General features: G+C 65.8%; 14 protein-coding genes. 8 read left to right on the top strand and 6 right to left on the bottom strand.

Annotated elements, in window-relative coordinates:
- Window positions 1–34 precede the first annotated feature (34 nt).
- The 3 genes from IC762_RS04220 to IC762_RS04210 form a co-directional block, all read right to left on the bottom strand.
- Window positions 35–382: a hypothetical protein gene (locus IC762_RS04220; RefSeq protein ID WP_195787397.1), complete on the bottom strand. Its 348-nt coding sequence runs from the start codon at window positions 380–382 to the stop codon at window positions 35–37.
- A gap of 170 nt (window positions 383–552) precedes the next feature.
- Complete coding sequence (locus IC762_RS04215) at window positions 553–1,236, bottom strand: haloacid dehalogenase type II (RefSeq protein ID WP_195787396.1); 684 nt, start codon at window positions 1,234–1,236, stop codon at window positions 553–555.
- Between the two features lie 35 nt (window positions 1,237–1,271).
- On the bottom strand, window positions 1,272–1,874 hold the full coding sequence (locus tag IC762_RS04210) for a CGNR zinc finger domain-containing protein (protein ID WP_195789985.1): 603 nt from the start codon (window positions 1,872–1,874) through the stop codon (window positions 1,272–1,274).
- 163 nt (window positions 1,875–2,037) lie between these two features.
- On the opposite strand from IC762_RS04210, the gene IC762_RS04205 reads away from it, so the two are divergent.
- The 3 genes from IC762_RS04205 to IC762_RS04195 are packed head-to-tail and all read left to right on the top strand — an operon-like array spanning window position 2,038 to window position 4,405.
- A complete protein-coding gene (locus IC762_RS04205; RefSeq protein WP_195787395.1) occupies window positions 2,038–2,733 on the top strand; it encodes an alpha/beta fold hydrolase in 696 nt (231 codons plus the stop codon).
- A 37-nt stretch (window positions 2,734–2,770) separates the two neighbouring features.
- Window positions 2,771–3,625 (top strand): alpha/beta fold hydrolase, encoded by an 855-nt coding sequence (locus tag IC762_RS04200; protein ID WP_195787394.1) that lies wholly within the window; start codon window positions 2,771–2,773, stop codon window positions 3,623–3,625.
- Window positions 3,626–3,634: 9 nt separating this feature from the next.
- Window positions 3,635–4,405, top strand: coding sequence for an SDR family oxidoreductase (locus IC762_RS04195; protein ID WP_195787393.1), 771 nt, complete (start codon window positions 3,635–3,637; stop codon window positions 4,403–4,405).
- A 9-nt stretch (window positions 4,406–4,414) separates the two neighbouring features.
- Here IC762_RS04195 and IC762_RS04190 read toward each other — a convergent pair whose 3' ends face one another.
- A complete protein-coding gene (locus tag IC762_RS04190; protein ID WP_195787392.1) occupies window positions 4,415–5,716 on the bottom strand; it encodes a PQQ-dependent sugar dehydrogenase in 1,302 nt (433 codons plus the stop codon).
- Between the two features lie 458 nt (window positions 5,717–6,174).
- Between IC762_RS04190 and IC762_RS04185 the strand changes: the two genes are divergently transcribed.
- Window positions 6,175–6,477, top strand: a complete 303-nt coding sequence (locus IC762_RS04185) for a hypothetical protein (RefSeq protein WP_195787391.1) — start codon at window positions 6,175–6,177, stop codon at window positions 6,475–6,477.
- Between the two features lie 85 nt (window positions 6,478–6,562).
- Here IC762_RS04185 and IC762_RS04180 read toward each other — a convergent pair whose 3' ends face one another.
- Entirely contained in the window at window positions 6,563–7,825 is a 1,263-nt protein-coding gene (locus tag IC762_RS04180; RefSeq protein ID WP_195787390.1) for a serine hydrolase domain-containing protein, read from the bottom strand.
- A 319-nt stretch (window positions 7,826–8,144) separates the two neighbouring features.
- Between IC762_RS04180 and IC762_RS04175 the strand changes: the two genes are divergently transcribed.
- Window positions 8,145–8,990 (top strand): outer membrane protein, encoded by an 846-nt coding sequence (locus IC762_RS04175; protein WP_195787389.1) that lies wholly within the window; start codon window positions 8,145–8,147, stop codon window positions 8,988–8,990.
- 90 nt (window positions 8,991–9,080) lie between these two features.
- Here IC762_RS04175 and glf read toward each other — a convergent pair whose 3' ends face one another.
- Complete coding sequence (glf, locus tag IC762_RS04170) at window positions 9,081–10,286, bottom strand: UDP-galactopyranose mutase (RefSeq protein ID WP_195787388.1); 1,206 nt, start codon at window positions 10,284–10,286, stop codon at window positions 9,081–9,083.
- A gap of 218 nt (window positions 10,287–10,504) precedes the next feature.
- Here glf and IC762_RS04165 point away from each other — a divergent pair, with 218 nt between their 5' ends.
- From IC762_RS04165 to IC762_RS04155, 3 genes are all read left to right on the top strand, one after another.
- Entirely contained in the window at window positions 10,505–11,740 is a 1,236-nt protein-coding gene (locus IC762_RS04165) for a hypothetical protein (RefSeq protein ID WP_195787387.1), read from the top strand.
- A 326-nt stretch (window positions 11,741–12,066) separates the two neighbouring features.
- Complete coding sequence (locus tag IC762_RS04160; RefSeq protein ID WP_195787386.1) at window positions 12,067–13,374, top strand: cyclic nucleotide-binding domain-containing protein; 1,308 nt, start codon at window positions 12,067–12,069, stop codon at window positions 13,372–13,374.
- Between the two features lie 92 nt (window positions 13,375–13,466).
- Window positions 13,467–13,826, top strand: a complete 360-nt coding sequence (locus IC762_RS04155) for a hypothetical protein (protein ID WP_195787385.1) — start codon at window positions 13,467–13,469, stop codon at window positions 13,824–13,826.
- Window positions 13,827–14,004: the final 178 nt, after the last annotated feature.

Here is a 14,004-nt window from a genome sequence, read left to right as displayed (position 1 = left end):
GACGAATCAGGGGGAGATCATCGCCGCTGTCACGTCACTTCGGCTTCAAGGCCTTCTCGTGTGCGTCGAGCGCCACGGTCATCAGCTTGGGCAATTGCCTGGCATAGGTCTCGATGAAGGTGGCGTCGCCGCAGCCGGCGGGATCGTGCGCAGCCTGTTCGGCGAGGCGCGCGGCCTTGGCCTCGCATTTCGCGAACATGTGCCAGAACCAGTCGGCATTCCTGGCCAACGCGGCCTTGTGCTTCTTGATCACGGCGGCTCCGACTGCGCTCATCGCGCTGACGGCGCCCGCGCTCAGCGTCGAGATGGCGTGCGCGTTCAGGACATCCTCGCGCTCGGGCGCTTGCGGCTTGCTCGCAGTCTTCAGTCCCTTGGCCGGCATCCTGGCGCTCCTCGTGTGTGCGTTCGGCGCCAGCGAGCATCGGACGTGGAAGTTGAGGAACACTCAAGGGACATGGTTGAAAACCGTTCTGGATTTCATTCCGGTTTTATGCGCTTTCGCATGCATCGGGCCCGGTTCCCGCCGGCGCCCGATGCATCACGCGGAAAGCGTTACGTTTTCGCGCCGTAGCGGCTGATCAGCTGGTCCGCGACATCGTTGAGATCGCTGCCCACGACCTGCGGCTGCGGGCCGACGCCGAGCAGATCGTTGCCGGGGCGCTTGATCAGCGCGGCCTCCCAGCCGGCGGCGACCGCGCCGAGCGTGTCCCAGGTGTGGCACGCGATCAGGCAGAAGTCGGCAGGTTTGGCGCCGAGCTCCTTCTCGACATAGCCATAGGCCTGGCGCGACGGCTTGTGGTGCTTGACGCCGTCGGCGGAGAAGCGGCGCTCGAACAGATCGACGATGCCGCCATTGGTGAGCTGGCGGGTCTGCACCTCCAGCAGATTGTCGGTCAGCGTGAACAGGCGGAAGCCGGCCCCGCGCAGCTTGCGCAGCGCCGCCGGCACCTCCTTGTGCGGCGGCATGGTGGAGAACTTTTCGGTCAGCTCCTGCTTGTCGGCGTCGGTGATCCTGATGCCGCGGGTGTCCGCCAGCATCTTCATCACGGCGGCGCCGATATCGGTGAACGGCACGTAGCAGCCGGCTACGGTGAGCGATGCGGAGTACATGATGAAGTTCGCGAACCAGAGCCGCATCGCGCTCTGGTCGTTGAAGATGCGCGCGAACACCGGCTCCATGGTGTCGAGGTCGAGCAGGGTCTCGTTGACGTCGAAGACGATCAAGGGAAGTGCCATTTGACTGAACTCCTTCTTCGTTGGGTTTGGTGGTCTCAGCCCTTTTCCTTCAAACGCTGCCGGTGCGCGGCCTGCTTGGCGCGGTTGCCGCAGATCGCCATGCTGCACCAACGCCGCGCGCGGGCGCGGGTGTGATCGGCGAACATCAGCGTGCAGGCCGGACCCTCGCACGCCTTGATGTCGACAAAGCTCTCCTCGCAGACGACCTTCGCCATCGCCTCGCCGATCGGCAGCAGTAGCGCCTCGGCCGAGCGCCAGTGCCGCGTGCGGTCCAATGCAAAGCCACTCTGATCGTGCTCGCGATGCGGCACGATCCGGCTGAAGGTTTCGTCGCGTTCGAGCAGCCGGTTCAGCGGCTCGAGTTCCCTCAGCGCACGCGCGGAGAGCGGCCGGCCCATATGCTTGCGCACGAAGCCGCGGAACCATTCGCGCAAATCGCGGGCCTGGGCGGCGACTTTGTCGAGCTCGCCGGTAACGGCGCGCCCCTTCAAAGCGTCAAGCACATCAGGAGCCACCAGCTCCGCCTGCTTGAGCCAGCGCAACAGGCCGTCACCGTCGGCGATCCAGTCAACCGGCGTGTCGACGGGGGTCGCGATCGAATTGATGAAATCGAGACCCAGGCTGTCGGCGAGGAACATCGCAGGCGGATGGGATTGCACGGGTCGGGTCCTCCTGGCGGCTTTCAAGCTCGTCGCAAATAACCTGATTGAAGCCTGTTGACAAGTTATGATCAGCAGGCCATAAGCAACGTAACCTGTCAATAGGCATTTAATTGGTTACGACAGGAAACAGGAGCGGAGCATGTCGATCAAGGATGTCAGTGTGGTGCTTGCGCATGGCGCATGGGCGGACGGTTCGAGCTGGGCGCGGGTGATCACGGCGCTCGATGCCGAGGGCATCACCGCGGTGGCGGCGCCGTTGCCGCTGACCTCGTTCGCGGACGACATGGCGGCGCTCAACCGCACGCTCGATCGGGTCGAGGGACCGATCGTGGTCGCCGGCCATGCCTATGCCGGCGCCGTGATCGGCGCGACCCGCGCGCCGCGGGTCAAGGCATTGGTCTATGTCGCCGCGCTCGCGCCCGACGAAGGCGAGACCGTCGCCGACGTGTTCTATCGCGCAGCCCCGCATCCGTTCGCGCCGAAGCTCGCCCCCGATGCCAACGGACTGATCTGGCTGCCCGAGACCGCTTTCGCATCGGCCTTCGCGCAGGGCGCGCGGACGGAGGATCTCGCGGTGCTGGCCGCGGTGCAGCGGCCGATCTCGCCGGCCTGCATCACGGTGCCGGTCGGCCGTCCGCTGTGGAAGGACGTGCCGGCCTGGTTCCTGGTCGCCGAAGAGGACCGCATGATCCCGCCCGAGACCCAACGCTTCATGGCTGCGCGCATGCGGGCGCACGTGCACGCGCACGCCGTCGATCACACCCCGATCGTGACCGCGCCGTCACACGTCACCGACATCATCAAGGATGCGATCCGCAGCGTCGCGCAGGCCTGACGGAGCTTCCGATCAATCACCATCAGAGGAGTGAGACATGTCCCAGATCAAATTCCACAGCGCCGACGTCGATGGCTTCAAGGTGTTCTATCGCGAGGCCGGATCGCCGGGCGCGCCAAAACTGCTGCTGCTGCACGGCTTCCCGAGCGCGGGCCACATGTTCCGCGATCTGATCCCGCTGCTCGCGGACCGCTTCCACATCGTGGCGCCTGATCTCCCCGGCTTCGGCCAGTCCGACATGCCGCCGCGCGAAACGTTCAAATACACCTTCGACAACATCGCGAAAGTCATCGACCGCTTCACCGAGGTGATCGGCTTCGACCGCTTTGCGGTCTACGTGTTCGACTATGGCGCGCCGACCGGATTCCGCCTCGCGGTCAAGCATCCGGAGCGCATCACCGCGATCATCTCGCAGAACGGCAACGCCTATGAGGAAGGCCTCAGCGACGGCTGGACGCCGATCCGCGCCTATTGGCAGGACCCCTCGCCGGCCAACCGCGATGCGCTGCGCGCGTTCCTCGCGCCGGAGACCACGCGCTGGCAGTACACCCATGGCACGACCGATCCGGAAGCCGTGTCGCCGGATGGACAGAACCTCGACAATTACTACATGGCGCGTCCCGGCGCACACGACGTGCAGCTCGATCTGTTCGGCGACTACAAGAGCAACGTCGCGCTCTACCCGGCCTTCCAGAATTATTTCCGCAGCCATCGGCCGCCGTTCCTCGCGGTATGGGGCAAGAACGATCCGTTCTTCCTGCCGCCGGGCGCGGAGGCTTTCAAGCGCGACAATCCGAACGCAGTGGTGCGCTTCCTCGATACCGGCCACTTCGCGCTGGAGACGCATGCCGCCGAGATCGCGCAACACATCCGCGAATTCCTGAGCCGCTAGGGGACCGTCATGACAAAGCCTGTCGCCATCGTCTCCGGAGCGAGCTCCGGCATCGGACGCGCCACTGCGCTGCGGCTCGCCCGCGATTTTTCCGCCGTCGTCGTGGTCGCGCGCAGCGGCGACAAGCTGCGCGAGGTCGGGCAACAGATCGAGGCCGATGGCGCTACGCCGCTGGTGCTCGGGCTTGACCTGGCCACGCCTGCAGCCGCGGAGACGGTGGTGAGCGCGACGCTGGATCGCTTCGGCCGCATCGACGCGCTGGTCAATGTCGCCGGCGCCGTGCCCGGGCTCGACCTGTTCGAGATGACCGACGCGCAATGGGATTCCGGCATCCAGCTCAAGATGCACGGCGCCAGGCGGCTTGCGATCCGCGCCTGGGATGCGCTGAAGGCGTCGCAGGGCGCGGTGGTCTTCACCTCGGGCAATGCCGCCGTGATGCCGCGCGCGGGAGCTGCCGCGGTCGGCGCGATCAACGCCGCAATCGAGGCGTTGGCAAAGGCATTCGCCGAGCGCGGCATCGCGGACGGCGTGCAGGTGAACTGCGTCTCGCCGGGCGCCATCATGACCGGACGCCGCCTCGCGATGCTCGAGAGGGCGGCGGCCGCAAAGCAGATCGACCTAGAAACCACCAAAGCCGGCTTCCTGAAGCAGGCCGGCATCGTCAGGTTCGGCACGCCGGAGGAGATCGCCGACCTGATCGCGTTTGCGGTGTCGCCGGCCGCGCGCTGGATGACCGGCACCGTGCTGCGAATGGACGGCGGCGAGATCCGGTCGGTGTGAGAGCTTGCACTACGCCCCCGTCACGCGCCAGATCACGTTGCCGACATCGTCGGCGACCAGCAGCGAGCGATTGGGGCCTAGCGCGACACCGACCGGGCGGCCGTAGGACGCTTTCTCGTCGGGCGCGAGGAAGCCCGACAGGATGTCGCGCGCGGGGCCGGAGGGACGGCCGTTCTCGAACGGCACGAACACCACCTTGTAGCCTGACAGCGTCGAGCGATTCCACGAGCCGTGCTGGCCGATCGCCATGCCGTCGGGAAAGCCCGGCAGCGTGCCGGCCGGCACCCAGCACAGGCCGAGCGAGGCGGTGTGGCCGCCGAGCGCGTAGTCCGGCTGGACCGCCTTCGCGACCATCGCGGCATCCTGCGGCACGCGGTCGTCGACGATCTGGCCCCAGTAGCAATAGGGCCAACCGTAGAAGCCGCCGTCGCGCACCGAGGTCAGATAGTCGGGCGGTGTTTCATCGCCGATGCCGTCGCGCTCGTTGACGACGGTCCACAGCACGTTGGTCTTCGGTTCCCAGGCGAGCCCGACCGGATTGCGCAGGCCGCCCGCGAAGATGCGGCTGCTGCCGCTCACGAGATCGAGCTCGTAGATCGCGGCGCGGCCTTGCTCGGCTTCAAAACCCTCATCGCCGATGTTGGTCAGCGAACCGACGCCGGCATAGAGCTTCTTGCCGTCGGCACTCGGCAGCAGGCTGCGGGTCCAGTGCCCGGACGGCTTGAAGGTGACGAGCTTGCGGCCGGCAGCCTTGATGCTGTCGGCGCCTGCCGTGTAGGGAAACGCGACGACGCTGTCGGTGTTGCCGACATAGAAGGTGTCGCCGATCAGCGCCATGCCGAACGGCTGGCTCAACCCCTCCATGAAGGCGCCGCGCGTCTCGGCGACGCCATCGCCGTCACGGTCGCGCAGCAGCGTGATGCGGTTGGCGCTGACGCCGAGCGCCGCGGCGCGCCGCATCGTCGCCTGCATCGCATAGTGGAAGATGGTGCGCGGCGTGTTGGCGATCTGGGTCGATTCCGCGATCAGCACGTCGCCATTGGGCAGCACGTTGATCCAGCGCGGATGGTCGAGGCCTTCGGCGAAGGCGTTGACCTTGAGCCCTGCTGCCGCGGTCGGGATCTGGCCCTCGTCCCAGCCCCTCGCCGTCGGCATCTTCAACGTCGGGATCGCGCCTTGCGATTTCGCTGTCGGAATCTGCGGCGCAGTCCCCCAGGCCGGCGTCGGCGTTTCACCCTGCTGCCGGCGCCACAGCACCGCGCCAGCGCCGATCAGCGCGACGACGCGCGCAAAGGCTCCAGACATGCTCATGAGAATTCCCCTACTGACGTCCACATCCGATTTGCGCGCAAGCAACCTGCCGCGGCTGCGGCCGGTTCCCCGGGCCGCCTGCCAGCATTGGCATAATGCCGCCCCTGATGACAGTAGTTATACGATCTTCGCAGCCGCGATCGAATCGAGGAAACTATCAATGCTCACTTTGAGCGTTTCCTCCCTGAGACCTTGCCCGCCCCGATTGGCGGGCCTTTCTTTTCCTGCGTGCCCGAACCACTTGCACCATAATGACTCGTTATAGCCGCCACGGCATAACGGGTCCGCCAGAGCAAATTGCCGCTCCATCGGGACTCTTGCCCGGCCAATGGCGCAAGAGCATTTCACCAAAACATGATCCAGCGCGGCCGCGAATTCACGCCAGAGAGTTGAATAAAAAATTCGGAACGCCACTCCGCGCGGGTCGTTGGTCGTGACACCAGCAAGGAGACTTGTGAATGCAACGGAAGACCAAGATCTTGTCCGTGGCCGCGGCGACCCTGATCGCATCGACGGCGGGGGCCTTTGCCCAAGGCTACTACGGCAATCCATATCGGAACTCCGATGCCTGGGACTACAATGGTCCGAACTTCGATCGCGCCCAGCCGCACGTGATGTACTATCCGGCGCAGCCCGGCTGGTCTGGCGAGTATGGCGAGTATAATGGCAGCAACCATCCGACGCCGAGTTCGACCCAAGGCGATGTTGGCCCTGAAGGGAACAACAACGGCACGCTGACCGGCGTCTACCGCGGTTGGTAACGCGCGCAAAAACAAAAAATGAGGCCCACCGCGCGGTGGGCCTCTTGCTGCTTCCTCGCGACGAATCCGATCGCGATCGCGCGGCTCACTTCACCATCGCGCCATAGACGATGTCCTGGACGTTCTCGCGATAATATTTGCGCAGCTCACCGGGCGCGGCGGTTCCGACCACCACGACGAGGCGCTCCTTCGGATCGCAGAAGAACTGCGTGCCGTAGGCGCCGTTCCAGGTGAACTCGCCCGGATTGCCCGGGACCGACGCCAGACCGTCGCTGGTGCGCACGGCGACCGCGAGGCCGAAACCGTAGCCGCCACGATGCGGCTCGAGATTGGCGACGTTGTTCTTGATCTCCGGCCCGAGATGGTTCGAGGTCATCAGATGCACGGTCTTGGGGCTCAGGATCCGCTTGCCGTCGAGCTCGCCGCCGTTGAGTAGCATCTGCCCGAAGCGCAGGTAGTCGCCGACGGTGGCGAACGAACAGGCGCCGCCGCAGTCGAACTTGGTCGGCGTGTCCAGGAGCTTGATCGCCTGCGGCTTGCCGGTGAGCGGATCGTTCGGTAACGGCCGCGCGAGACGCGGGCGTTGCGCGTCGGTCGGATGGAACGTGGCGTCCTTCATGCCGAGCGGCTGCCAGACATTGGCCGCGAGATACTCGCCGAGCCGCTGGCCCGACACCTTCTCGACGACCGCGCCGAGCACGTCGATCGAGAAGCCGTATTCGAACTCGGTCGACGGTTGATGCACCAGCGGCAGCTTGGTGATGCGGTCGATGAAGGCCTGGGTGTCGCCCTCGACCGCCGGCGCGGTGCCGTCGGGATAGAGCTTCGCCAGCGCGCTCGAACTGTCGGGCCGGCCGCCATACATCAGGCCGGAGGTGTGCCGATAGAGATCGTGGACGAAGATCGGCGAGGCCTGCGGCTCCATCTTCAGCGAGCCGTCGGCCTGCTGCACGCCGACCTTCATGTCGGCGAAGCCGGGATAGTAGTCGGCGACCCTGGATTGCAGCCCCAGCCTGCCCTGCTCCATCAGCGTGAGGCCGGCGACCGCCGCCATCGGCTTGGTCATCGAGGCCAGCGCGAACATGGCGTCCAGCGGCATCGGCGTACCCTTGGCGGCGTCGAGCTGGCCATAGGCCTTGTAGTGCACGAGCTTGCCGTCGCGCGCGATTGCCACGACCGCGCCGGGCACCCGCTTGGCCGCGATCTCACGCGCGAAGAAATCATCGAGCCGTGCCAGCCCCTTTGGCGAGAACCCGGCCTGCTCGGGTTTTGTTTCTGGCAGCGGCGCGGCCTGCGCCATGCTGACGGCGATGCCGGCCGCCAAGGCCGCGGCGATGATGGACTTCATGATTGCCTCCCCAGAACGCGCGGGCGATTGTTGTGCAGTTCAGTGCCCCGCCAAATAAACCACGCGCGGAATGCGAGACCAAACGCGCCAGCCGCAGGGCAGACCGGATGATGCGTCACGGGCGACGGCGGCACGCAACGCGACTCGATGAATCCGTATCGCGGTGTCGTCCGCCGGGCGCCCTTCAATCGTACCAAACAGGGGCGAACTTACCGGTAGGATGTGACCTTCTGGCTACAGCCTTGGCGGGAAGAATCCGGCTAGAATTCGCGGGAAAGTTGATTGGGAAATTGAATCGCAGCTTATTTGGAGGGGCACTATGAAGAAGCTTGCCTTCACGCTCGCCGCTTTGGCGGCGCTCACAGGTTCAGCGGTCGCGGCCGACATGCCGGTCAAGGCCTACACGAAGGCGCCACCACCGATTGTGGCCTACAACTGGACCGGCTGCTACGTCGGTGGATACGCCGGTGGCGCGGTGCAGAGCCGCGCCGTGCAGGCCCAGGATCCGTCGTCGACGGGCGGCACTTTCCCGGCCGGCACCTTCTACAACTCGCCGTTTGCCAACGCCGGCAATGGCGGCGCATTCGGCTATGACATGCAGGGCAGCGCCATCGGCGGCGGCACTTTGGGCTGCAACTGGCAGGGCCCGAGCTCACCCTTCGTGCTGGGTCTCGAAGCCGAGGGCGGCTACATGAGGCTGAGAGGCTCGGCGATAGATCCCTACTCGGTCGGGTTCGGCAGCGACACCGTCGCCACAACCAAGGTCGGCGACTGGTACGCCGTCCTCGCCGGCCGCGCCGGCTACGCATGGGATCGGACCCTGCTCTACGTCAAGGGCGGCGTCGGCTTCGCAGACGTCAAATCCTCGGTGATCGACGCCTGCACCACCGCGCCGTGCGGCGGCGGAACGCTCAACGCGACATCCAGCGACACGCGCGCATTCTGGGTGGTGGGCGGCGGCATCGAATATGCGTTCGCCGCGAACTGGACCGTCAAGGGCGAGTATCTGTATCTCGGCCTCGACAACAATTATTCGGTCTGCGGCGCGGGTGGCGCCTCTGCCGCCGGCTCGGCCTTCTGCGGCAACCACAATGTGGAGGGCATCCACACCGGCAAGATCGGCATCAACTACAAGTTCGGCGGTCCGATCGTCGCCAGATACTGACCAAACACCGATCGTTGCGAGATCACCCGATCGCGTCAAAGCCCCGGCCTCCGGCCGGGGCTTTTGTTTTGGACGCCGCGGCGCGCGGCGCTACGCCGGGCTGGTCTCCCGCCGTCGGCGCTCGGCCGCGGTGCGCGGGGTCATGCCGCCTTCGGCGAAGAACGGCATCACCTCGTGCTCGAAGGTCTTGAGCGCCGCGCCGATCGCCTGGTGCATGTCGAGATATTTGTAGGAGCCGAGCCGACCGCCGAAGATGACGTTCGGATGGTCGGCCGTCATGGCCTGGTAGGACGCCAGCATCGCGCGGTCGGCCGCGGTGTTGATCGGGTAATAAGGCTCGTCGTCGCGGCCGGCGAAGCGGGAATATTCGCGGTAGATCGTGGTCTTCGCCTGGGTATGCGCGCGCTCGGGATGCAGATGCCTGAACTCGTGGATGCGCGTGAACGGCACCTCGGCATCGGCGTAGTTGATGACGGAGGCGCCCTGGAAGTCGGCGACCTCGTGCACCTCGCGCTCGAAATCGACGGTGCGCCAGCCGAGATGGCCGCAGGCATACTCGAAGAAGCGGTCGATCGCCCCGGTATAGATCACGAGCTGCTTCGGCGTGACGCGGTCGGCCATGCCGAAATAGTCGACGCCGAGCCGAACCGCGATGTTCGGGTGGCTGAGCATCTTACGGAAGATCGCGGTGTAGCCTTCGACCGGCATGCCCTCATAGCGATCGGCAAAGTAACGGTCATCGAAGGTGAGCCGAACCGGCAGGCGGCCGATGATGTCGGCCGACAGCTCGCGCGGATCGGTCTGCCATTGCTTCTGCGTATAACCACGGATCAGGAGGTCGTAGAGCGTGCGGCCGACCGAGGCGATCGCCTTGTCCTCGAGATTCGGTGCACCCGATGCCCCATGGGCGGCCGCCTCCGCCGCGATCGCGGCGCGCGCCGCTTCCGGCGACATCAGCCGGCCGAACGCCGCCGAGACGGTCGCCAGGTTGATCGGCATCGAATAGACGCGGCCCTGCGCCACCGTGAAGACGCGGTGGCGGTAGTCGGTGAACGCGGTGAAACGGTGCAGATAGCGCCAGACGGCTTCCGAGTTGGTATGGAAGATGTGGGTGCCGTAGCGATGCACCTCGACGCCGCTGTCGGGATCGACCTCCGAATAGGCATTGCCGCCGATATGCAGGCGGCGGTCGAGCACGCAAACGCTCTTGCCGAGCCGGCTAGCCACTTGCTCGGCGATGACGGCGCCGAAGAAGCCCGCGCCGACCACGACGACGTCAAAACCATCAAGCTGCATCTGGCCCCCGCCCTGCACGCCGGTCCGGGCAGCTGACGCCGCGACAATCCCGACCAAGCTTGAACGCGAGAGAGGCCGACTTCCGGCGAAAAATATGGTTAGCAATCGGATAATTCCGAGCCGGAAACGGCGGCGGCGCCCGTTTAACGAGAAGCATGCAAGGCGCCGGCGTTAGCCCGCGCGCATGATCAGCGTCCAGCGGCGGGGGCCCATCCATCATGTCCGTGATCTGCGTCCTGTACTCCAGCAACACGACCTATGATTCGCTGCGCGGCATTTTGGCGATGGCCGCCGCCGAGCTCGACCGCCTCGGGCACGAGGTCAAGATGCTCGACCTGCTGGCGCCGGATTTCTCGGCCCGGATGAACGCGCTGCTGCCGCGCAAGGCGGAGACGATGGCGCTCGGCTTCTCCGGCATCGGGCTCGATATCACCACCGGCGACGGCAGGCTGTTCTGGGATGTCGCGGAGATCCCGGTCTTCACCTGGTTCTGCGACCACCCCTGCTACTTCTCGCGGCGTCACGCGCTGGAAAGCCGCTATACCGTGCACGGCTACGTGTTTCCGGACCACGCCAAGTTCAACCGCGATTATCTGGGGGCCAATGGCGGCGTGTTCGCGACCCATATGGGCATTCCCGATCCCGGCTTCTTCGCCGGGCTGCCGCCTGAGAAGCGCAACGGCAGGCTGGTGTTCGCGAAGTCGGGCTGGAATCCGGTGGCGATGGAGCGCAACTGGCGCAAGGCGATGCCGCCAAAGCTGTTCACCATCCTGTTCGACGCGATCGCTGAGGCCCAAGGCAAGACCTGCGGCGCGTTCCCGAAGATCATCCTCGATGTCGCCGAGCAGCATCTGGTCTACCTGAAGCCGGGCGGCGACCTGTTCAACGTGATCCTGACCCGGCTCGACAATTACACGCGCGGGGTGCGGACCCGCGCGGTGGGTGAGATGCTCGCCAATTATCCGGTCGATATCATCGGCGGCGGCTGGAGCGACCTCGACGTCGCCGGCAAGCCGGCCCGCGTGCTCGGCGCCATGACGTTCGATGCGATGCGCGAAGGTCTCGGCAGCTATCTCGGCGCGGTCTCGCTCAATCCCAACATCGATCTGTCGGTGCACGACCGGGTGTTCTTCGCGCTCGGCGCCGGCACCGTGCCGGTGTTCGACACCAACCGCTTCGCGGCCGCCGAGATGCCGCATCTCGCCCCCTTCACGTTCGGCCAGGACACCGCAAGCGTCGCCGGCGCCGTCGAGGCGCTGCTCGCCGATCCCGCCACCGCCCAGGCAGCGACTGCTGCGACCCTGACCGAGATGTATCCGCGCTTCTCGATGCAGCGTTCGGTGCAGGAGATCCACGAGATCACGACCACGATGACCGGTGTCGCCAGCAAGACCCTGCTGCCCGCCGAGCCGGTGCCATCAGGCGTCTGGTCGCCGCCGCGGCAGGCGGCCTGAGCGGCGCATAGCCGTATCCGCGATTGGCCGTCATCACCGGCAGGCTCGGCACGGGATATCGGCACCGGAGCGCGGATTGAGGCCGGTAGCCCGGCCCGCTTATGATTTTCCTATGCAAGACAGGCTGCGGCCAGCTCGCATTGCCGTGCCCTGCTATCCATCATGCCACCCGCAAAGGATTTATGACGTGCCGGTGCCTCCACATCGCCGCGAACAAACTTTGTTGCGTTGAACTGTGCACACGCGGACGTCTACATTGCCGGCCGGCGCGCTGCCGTGAAACGGCATCTCCACACCGAAGCCATTCGTTTTCAGCGGAAGAGTTGATGACGTCCCTCTACCAGCTCGGCATGGCGTCGCTGCTCGGCCTGGTCACGACATCGTCCTCCCTGATCGGAGCGGCGATCGGGCTGCATCTCTCGATCTCCAAGCGCCTGCTCGCCTTTGCCGCGGGCTCGCTGATCTCGGCGCTGGCGATCGAGCTCGCCTACGAGGGCGCGCAGTCGCTGCACCACCAGAATTTCGATGCCCACGGCGCCTGGGCCTTCATCAGCGCGGGCTTTGCCACCGGCGCGATCATCTACTGGTCGACGTCGCTGTTCCTCGAGAAGAAGGGCGCGGCGATCCGCTATGTCACCCAGTTCCGCGAGTTCGCGCTGGCGCGCAAGCACGCCGACAACAGCGAACGCATCAAGCTGTTGTCGAAATCCGGCCTGATGTGCCACCTCCCGGCCGAGGAGATCGAGCCGATCCTCGCCGTCATCGGCGACCACCAAATGAAGGCCGGCGAGATCCTGTTTCGTGCCGGCGACCCGGGCGATGCCCTCTACATCGTTGCGAAGGGCCGCGTCGAGGTGCTGAAGGGCGATGCGCCCGGCGACGGCGCACCGCTCGCTGTGCTCGGCGCGGGCGCCGTGTTCGGCGAGATGGCCCTGCTCTCGGGCGAGCCGCGCACCGCGACGATCCGCGCCGCCGAGGACACCAAGCTGCTTGCAATTGCGAAAGCCGATTTCGAGCAGCTGCTCGCCAGGGACGACCAGCTGGCCGCGGCCGCGCAGCGCATCAGCCATCAGCGCGCCATCAGCAATCTCAGCGCCAAGGGCGCCAATGCCGCGCTGTGGGCGAAAGTGGCGAGCCGCAGCCTCGACCTGCATCGGCATGAGACCGGCAAGCTCTTGACCGAGACCGCGAGCGGCGCCGGCATGGCGATCGTGCTTGGCAATATCCTCGATACCATTCCGGGCTGCCTCGTGATCGGCGCCAAGTTCACGAGCTTCGGCAATCTGTCGCTGACCTTGATGCTCGGCATGTTCCTGGGCGGCATTCCAGAAGCCGCCGCCTCGGCTGCGATGCTGACCAAGGCGGGCTACCGCCCGGCCCGGATCTACGGCCTGTGGTCGCTGGTGCTGCTGGCAGGCCTCCTCGCCGCCGTGGCCGGCAAGGCCTTCATCGGCAGCAGCGAAGCGATCGCTGCCGTGTTCGCGCAAGCCGTCGCCGGCGGCGCGGTGCTCGCGCTGGTCGCCCATGCGATGATTCCGGTCGCGCTCGACGAAGGCGGCTCGCTGGTGGTGCTGCCGACCGTCGGCGGCTTTCTGTTCGCGCTCTACCTGGCGCTGGTGGAATCGCTGGTGTGAGATCCTTCGTCACACCGGAACGGCCCGACCTGTGCTACGCTGGTCCGATCAAGACCTGACGATATTACATAAGCATTTTTCGGGAGACGACCATGAAGCGGTTTTTGCTTTGCGTGCTTGCCGTGAGCTGCCTCGTTGCCGCGGCGCCTAAGGCCGATGCGGCATCGGCCTATGACGGATCCTGGGACCTCGTGTTCGTCACCCAAAGTGGTGACTGCGATCGCTCCTACAATTTCGGCGTCAAGATCTCCAACGGCGTCGTCACCCATCCCAATCTGGTGAAATTCCGCGGCTATGTCGCGAAGTCGGGCGCGGTCCGCGCTTCCGTCACCGTGCATGAGAAATACGCCGCGGGCTCGGGCCGGCTCTCCGGCAATTCCGGCCGCGGCACCTGGCGCGGCCACTCCGGCAGCGCGCAATGCGCGGGCTACTGGACCGCGCAGCGCAATTGACGTTCGGCGCAACGACGCCCGCCGCCACATCTCTGTTTCCGAGTGGGCCGGTTGGAATGCTTCTCGGACATGATCCGGAAAACTTCGGCGCGGCATTCCGACATGATCATCCGCGAGCATGACATCGAAGGCGCGATGACGGCCCGACCGGGATCGCATCGCGCTTTGGGTTGAAGCA

Source organism: Bradyrhizobium genosp. L (genome assembly GCF_015624485.1).
GTDB lineage: Bacteria > Pseudomonadota > Alphaproteobacteria > Rhizobiales > Xanthobacteraceae > Bradyrhizobium.
The sequence above is the reverse complement of the archived record's forward strand: the minus strand, read 5'-3'. Positions and strand labels throughout refer to the sequence as shown.

Excerpts from the sequence above, each read along its gene's own strand:
- IC762_RS04220 (WP_195787397.1), bottom strand. The coding sequence starts at position 382 with ATGCCGGCCAAGGGACTGAAGACTGCGAGCAAGCCGCAAGCGCCCGAG.
- IC762_RS04215 (WP_195787396.1), bottom strand. The coding sequence starts at position 1,236 with ATGGCACTTCCCTTGATCGTCTTCGACGTCAACGAGACCCTGCTCGAC.
- IC762_RS04210 (WP_195789985.1), bottom strand. The coding sequence starts at position 1,874 with ATGTTCCTCGCCGACAGCCTGGGTCTCGATTTCATCAATTCGATCGCG.
- IC762_RS04205 (WP_195787395.1), top strand. The coding sequence starts at position 2,038 with ATGTCGATCAAGGATGTCAGTGTGGTGCTTGCGCATGGCGCATGGGCG.
- IC762_RS04200 (WP_195787394.1), top strand. The coding sequence starts at position 2,771 with ATGTCCCAGATCAAATTCCACAGCGCCGACGTCGATGGCTTCAAGGTG.
- IC762_RS04195 (WP_195787393.1), top strand. The coding sequence starts at position 3,635 with ATGACAAAGCCTGTCGCCATCGTCTCCGGAGCGAGCTCCGGCATCGGA.
- IC762_RS04190 (WP_195787392.1), bottom strand. The coding sequence starts at position 5,716 with ATGAGCATGTCTGGAGCCTTTGCGCGCGTCGTCGCGCTGATCGGCGCT.
- IC762_RS04185 (WP_195787391.1), top strand. The coding sequence starts at position 6,175 with ATGCAACGGAAGACCAAGATCTTGTCCGTGGCCGCGGCGACCCTGATC.
- IC762_RS04180 (WP_195787390.1), bottom strand. The coding sequence starts at position 7,825 with ATGAAGTCCATCATCGCCGCGGCCTTGGCGGCCGGCATCGCCGTCAGC.
- IC762_RS04175 (WP_195787389.1), top strand. The coding sequence starts at position 8,145 with ATGAAGAAGCTTGCCTTCACGCTCGCCGCTTTGGCGGCGCTCACAGGT.
- glf (WP_195787388.1), bottom strand. The coding sequence starts at position 10,286 with ATGCAGCTTGATGGTTTTGACGTCGTCGTGGTCGGCGCGGGCTTCTTC.
- IC762_RS04165 (WP_195787387.1), top strand. The coding sequence starts at position 10,505 with ATGTCCGTGATCTGCGTCCTGTACTCCAGCAACACGACCTATGATTCG.
- IC762_RS04160 (WP_195787386.1), top strand. The coding sequence starts at position 12,067 with ATGACGTCCCTCTACCAGCTCGGCATGGCGTCGCTGCTCGGCCTGGTC.
- IC762_RS04155 (WP_195787385.1), top strand. The coding sequence starts at position 13,467 with ATGAAGCGGTTTTTGCTTTGCGTGCTTGCCGTGAGCTGCCTCGTTGCC.